This is a genomic window from Pseudoalteromonas shioyasakiensis, from assembly GCF_022398475.1.
Lineage (GTDB): Bacteria > Pseudomonadota > Gammaproteobacteria > Enterobacterales > Alteromonadaceae > Pseudoalteromonas.
In genome coordinates this window covers 1-5,028 of sequence record NZ_JAKEVM010000207.1, presented here as the reverse complement: position 1 = coordinate 5,028, position 5,028 = coordinate 1, and the positions used below count along the sequence as shown (strand labels likewise).

Annotated in this window: 5 protein-coding genes; 2 read left to right on the top strand and 3 right to left on the bottom strand. The window is 40.1% G+C overall.

All coding sequences use genetic code 11. From position 1 onward, the window contains the following. A partial coding sequence (locus L1D51_RS20405) for a hypothetical protein (RefSeq protein ID WP_239964681.1) occupies positions 1 to 277 on the bottom strand: 277 nt, incomplete at its 3' end. A gap of 281 nt (positions 278 to 558) precedes the next feature. Here L1D51_RS20405 and dcd point away from each other — a divergent pair. Further along, complete coding sequence (gene dcd / locus L1D51_RS20400; RefSeq protein ID WP_054561256.1) at positions 559 to 1,146, top strand: dCTP deaminase; 588 nt, start codon at positions 559 to 561, stop codon at positions 1,144 to 1,146. A gap of 133 nt (positions 1,147 to 1,279) precedes the next feature. Then, positions 1,280 to 3,775 carry an EAL domain-containing protein gene (locus L1D51_RS20395; protein ID WP_239964680.1) on the top strand — a complete coding sequence of 832 codons (2,496 nt, stop codon included), beginning with the start codon at positions 1,280 to 1,282 and terminating at the stop codon, positions 3,773 to 3,775. Here the strand turns inward: L1D51_RS20395 and L1D51_RS20390 are convergent. Together L1D51_RS20390 and L1D51_RS20385 are read right to left on the bottom strand one after the other, a co-directional pair. Next, entirely contained in the window at positions 3,741 to 4,517 is a 777-nt protein-coding gene (locus L1D51_RS20390; RefSeq protein ID WP_239964678.1) for a CLCA_X family protein, read from the bottom strand. The genes L1D51_RS20395 and L1D51_RS20390 overlap by 35 nt on opposite strands. Then, a partial coding sequence (locus tag L1D51_RS20385) for a tRNA-uridine aminocarboxypropyltransferase (protein ID WP_275669244.1) occupies positions 4,517 to 5,028 on the bottom strand: 512 nt, incomplete at its 5' end. The genes L1D51_RS20385 and L1D51_RS20390, both read right to left, overlap by 1 nt.

Sequence of the window (5,028 nt, the reverse complement as noted above, 5' to 3'; positions counted from 1 at the left end):
TAGCAATACCAGGATTAATTAATAAATTAGGCATGAACACAATATCGGTTTCACCAAAACAGTAGAAGTAAAAGGCAATAGTGAGTAATGAAGGTAGCGGGAAAAAGAAAGTTTCGCTTGCAACTAAGCCCACCACCGACCAGCTAGTTAAAAGCAATGAACCGATAAAAACGAGAAAGCCATGCCATAAATCGTGCTTTTTAGCGTAATGTTTGGCAATTAAAATAGCGGCAACGCATGCTGGCAATGTTATTACGGATAAAATGACGTAATCCATAACAACTTATCCTCATTCTCCTTATAGTCGGGGCATTAAAACAAAACTCAGTACTTCAGATAAATCAGAAAACACTGATCTTATTACCTGAGATGGCTTATCTTATTTTGTTGAGAATTATTCGCGCAACACGCTGATGATTTGTGTAATATATGGCACACTATAGCCACCCAATTTGGCTTTACTGATACACACTCGATTTTTGTTGTGTTTCAACTAGAGCTTAGCGTGTTTTTTCAACTTAAAATCATATGTTTAAGTTGTATTAGGTAGAATAATAAATGAGATTATCAGATACCCATATTCAGCAGTATATTGACGAAGGCCGCATTGTTATTGAGCCTACACCGAGTAAAGAAATGATTTCAGGTGTGACGGTAGACTTGCGGTTGGGCAACAAGTTTCGAGTTTTCCAAGATCATACCGCAGCCTATGTTGACTTAAGTGGTCCAAAAGATCAGTTAAATAAGGCGATGGAATCAATCATGAGTGACGAAATTGTGCTGGCTGATGAAGAAGCATTTTTCCTTCACCCAGGTGAATTGGCACTGGCTATCACCCACGAAAAAGTTACATTACCGGCAGATATTGTTGGTTGGTTAGACGGTCGCTCATCGTTAGCACGTCTTGGTTTGATGGTTCATGTTACAGCACATCGTATTGATCCGGGTTGGTCTGGTAATATCGTGTTAGAGTTTTATAACTCAGGCAAATTGCCACTGGCGCTTCGCCCAATGATGAAAATTGGTGCCATGAGCTTTGAAACCATGACAAGCCCTGCTGAAAACCCATACAACGTTCGTAAAGACGCAAAATATAAAGATCAAAATTCGGCGGTTGCAAGTCGTATCAGTGATGATAATAAATAATTAGAGTTTGTGTGGCTTTCGGGCCACATAACATTTTGTTACTGAACTTTTTACCTAATTAAAGCCTGCATAATTGGCAATTTAAGCGTATTCCTCCCATACTTTTAGCTGGTGTTTAAAGCACGGAGCTAAAATGCACTTTATTGGCAAGCAAGTCCATCGGGTTATAAAAAAATTGCTCGTATTTCTGTGTTGTGTGTTGTTACACAGCGTAAGTACTTTTGCTGCCAGTGATAGTGCGTCAGTTTGGCTGCTTGACTCCGCTGAGCCACTTGCCAAATTAAGTGAATCCTTGGAACAATCACTACAAAATGCTAAAAAGCTGAATGCACTCGAAAGCAGTTCTATTCGCCTTGCCCCGCAAACATCTCATTGGTTAATAATCGATTTATTCCAACTACCCGACAATAATAATTACGTTGTTTATCTTGGTGAGCCTAATTTAACCTGGGCTAAATTTTATCTTTTAGATGAAAACTATCAGGCTACCAATAATCAGCGACTCGCTTCACTCGAAAGCTTATCAAATGTTCGACCGCACTGGTTAATAGAGCATAGCCAGGGCCATCGCTGGGCATTGGTTAACTTTGAGCACGATAGGGCACTGACGATAGAAGTTGGGGTGGTTTCAGCCAAAATATTTGAAACCAATTTACATCAAATAATTTTAAGCTATGGCGCAATTTTAGGCGTGCTAGTTTTATGTATGTTTGTATGTGCTGTCTATTTTTTTGTATCGCAGCAACCAAAATACTTAGTGTTGGATGCGTACTTCGTGTTGGTTTGTATCGGATTTTTGATTGATAACGGGTTAATAAACTATCTTGTTGATGGTTTAGACTGGGAAGCAAAATGGCCTGTTAATGAGTTTGCATTATGTTTTATAAGCTATTTTTTATATCACTTTCTAGCGATCCATACCTATAAAGTTACGTTTAAAAAGGCTTGGCAAGCTATGATGGTTTGTTTACTCAGCGCAGCCGTGTTGTCATCACTATTGCCTCAGTTTAATCGTCAGTGGCTTTTTATAGTCAGCTGTTTGGGCTTTTTGTGCTTTGCTTCTGTAATCTTTTATAGTTTGATTAAGCGTAAAAACAACCGTACTCACCTGCGTGTTTTTATGCTTTTAACTATTGTTATTCAAGTGCTGAGTCTATTTATCTGGAATGGCTTTGGCATTGGTTACCATGGTGTTCATAACACCATCTTACTTATGGCATCACTTGCGATATGTTCCGTACTGTTATTAAAAGATCGCCAGCAAATCTCAGCGTTTAGCTACTCCATGTTACATGATGCAGATACTAAGCTACCAAATAAGCAGTTTTTACTCGCGCAAATGGTGAAGAAAGTATCGCAGAAACAACACTTTTCAGTTTTATTATTTAAACCTCATGTACTTTCAAATGCCCGCTCTACATTTGGTTTTGAGCAAGCCAATATTTGTATCAATGAAAGATTAAGTATCTTAAATACTCAGCTACAGAGTATGAGTGCACTAAAGCTTGAAATTCAAGCAAGCAGAAGCGCGTGGCTTGCTCACGTTGATGACAGTACGTTTGGCTGTTTAATTATGGGCGAGCTTGAGCTAAGTCACATAGAGCAGTTTGCATGTTTGATCCATGGGGTCTTTGAAGAAGGGCTCACCCATGAAGATATTAATTTAGTTGATAGTGTTGATATTGGGGTTGCCTATTACCCGATGCATGGCAATACCGCGAAACAAATCTTGCAATGTGCGATACAAGCTATGTCTGAAAAGCGTTTACAAGGTGAACGTTGGCGCATGTTCGATTCAGAAACTGCACGCCTTTCTGAGCAAAGGTTATCGATTGCTGCTGCACTTAAAATTGCGATTGATGAGAACCAACTCAGCTTACACTTTCAGCCGCAGATATGTTTGAAAACAGGCAAAGTAGTGGGCTGTGAAGCATTGCTGCGATGGCAGCATCCTGTATTTGGTGCAGTAAGCCCAGATGTATTTATTCCAATTGCAGAGTCAGCAGGGGTGATCAATCAGCTTACAGAGTGGGTCGTTGAAAGGGGCATTGAATGGCAAGCGAAGTTTTGCAAACTGATACCCGATCACGTTATTTCTATTAATATTTCAGCAAAAGATTTATTAAATAAAGACTTACCCGTGCTTTTAATCACTATTTTAAATGAGCAAAAAGTGCGTGCCGAATCTGTGATGCTGGAGCTTACAGAATCTGCAACTTTGGAGGAAAGTAAAAAGATCAAAGCGACACTTGATGACTATCGTTTAATCGGTTTAAAGCTAGCAATTGATGATTTTGGTACCGGCTACTCATCGCTTGCTTATCTGAGCCAGCTAGGCTTTGATGAGGTGAAAATAGATAAACAATTTGTGTTAAACCTGCCATTTTCAGTGAACGATCAGAGTATCTGCCGGGCAACCTGTGACATCGCCACTACTTTGGGTGCACATGTTGTTGCTGAGGGGATTGAAGATGAGCAAAGCCTAGCAATGCTGCAAAGTTATGGCTGCCATTTTGGACAAGGGTATTATTTTTCAAAACCACTTTGTGCAGATGATTACTTAGCTTGGATAAGCGAGGTGCAGAAAGTTGAAATTAGCCTTGATGCAACAGCGAACCTAACTGATTAAAGTAATTCAGCAGTGCTGAAAAGCAGCGCATTGTATGCTGCTCATCTGGGTAGATTAAGCCACTTGTCGATAACCCACTCACTAAAAAGCTATTTTTTATATCAGGGTGCATGGCAATACACTTTTCAAAACAGCGAGCTGCTAGTTCTTCAGGCATACTCATATAAAGTTGCTTTACTTGCCTATCAAAAGCGATAGATTGCTTCACGAACGCATTTGGATTTTCACCTGAGGTGTCTAAAAATACCTGATGGTAAAACTCATTTAAGTGTTGATTAAGTGGATGACTCAAATCTGGTGACTGTTCGAGCCACAGTGCTGAGCAAAATTGCAAACTCTTTCTGCTCTTAAATAAATGCTGACAAATATGGTGATCAAACGCATGAAACCATTCATGGGCCAGAGCGCCACCACCGGCATTTTTTGCTAGCGCAAGGGTTTGACTGTGAGCATTATAATGAGCCTGCACACCTTTTTGGCCACCATGACCAAAGGCAAAATTAAGCTTTCCCCTAAGGCCTATTGCCGTTGGGGGTAAAGTCAGTATTTGCGCTAGATCAGCTAAGGCATCGTAAATTAAATTCGCCGCTAATAGCCTCTCTTGCTTATTAACCCAATTGCCAACCAGCATGGTACGAAAACCAAAGGTATTGCGAATATCGTCAAAATCGACCTGATCATCAAAGCGATAATCTGGTCCCTGACGGTGAAAACCGGCACTAAGCCGTTTTGATACACGCATTATAAATAGCGTGCCTTAACATCATCTGGCATATGTTGGGTTTGCTTATCGACCAGCGCTGCTAATAATCTGTATAGCGGTGTTACATCAAGGCCTTCAATCAGTTTAAGGCTATGAGCCACTGCTTCTAAAGTTGATAAACTATCTGCGCGTGGTGCTTTACGAATGACGTATTTGTTTTGTGGTATTTGCTTAAAACTCACAGCCAGAAACCCCTGAAGGCTTGGAGTTAATTGCAGCATTTTGTAGGCTTTTTTCCACGTACCATCAATCACAATTAAATGAGTTAAAGACTGTTTGAAAGCATCTGTAGTGGCAGTGTGTTCATCTAAACATAATGCATTATCAGCAGGATAGAGTACCGCAGTTGTTGCTTTTGGCAATGTTGCGAGCTGTAAAAAGTCTTGTTCTGACTCACCTGCAATGATTTGGCAGTTATCTAAGCCTAAATTCAGTAAATTAGCGGTGTTCTTAGTAACTTTTTCCTCACTAGGGTGGCGTAATATAATGA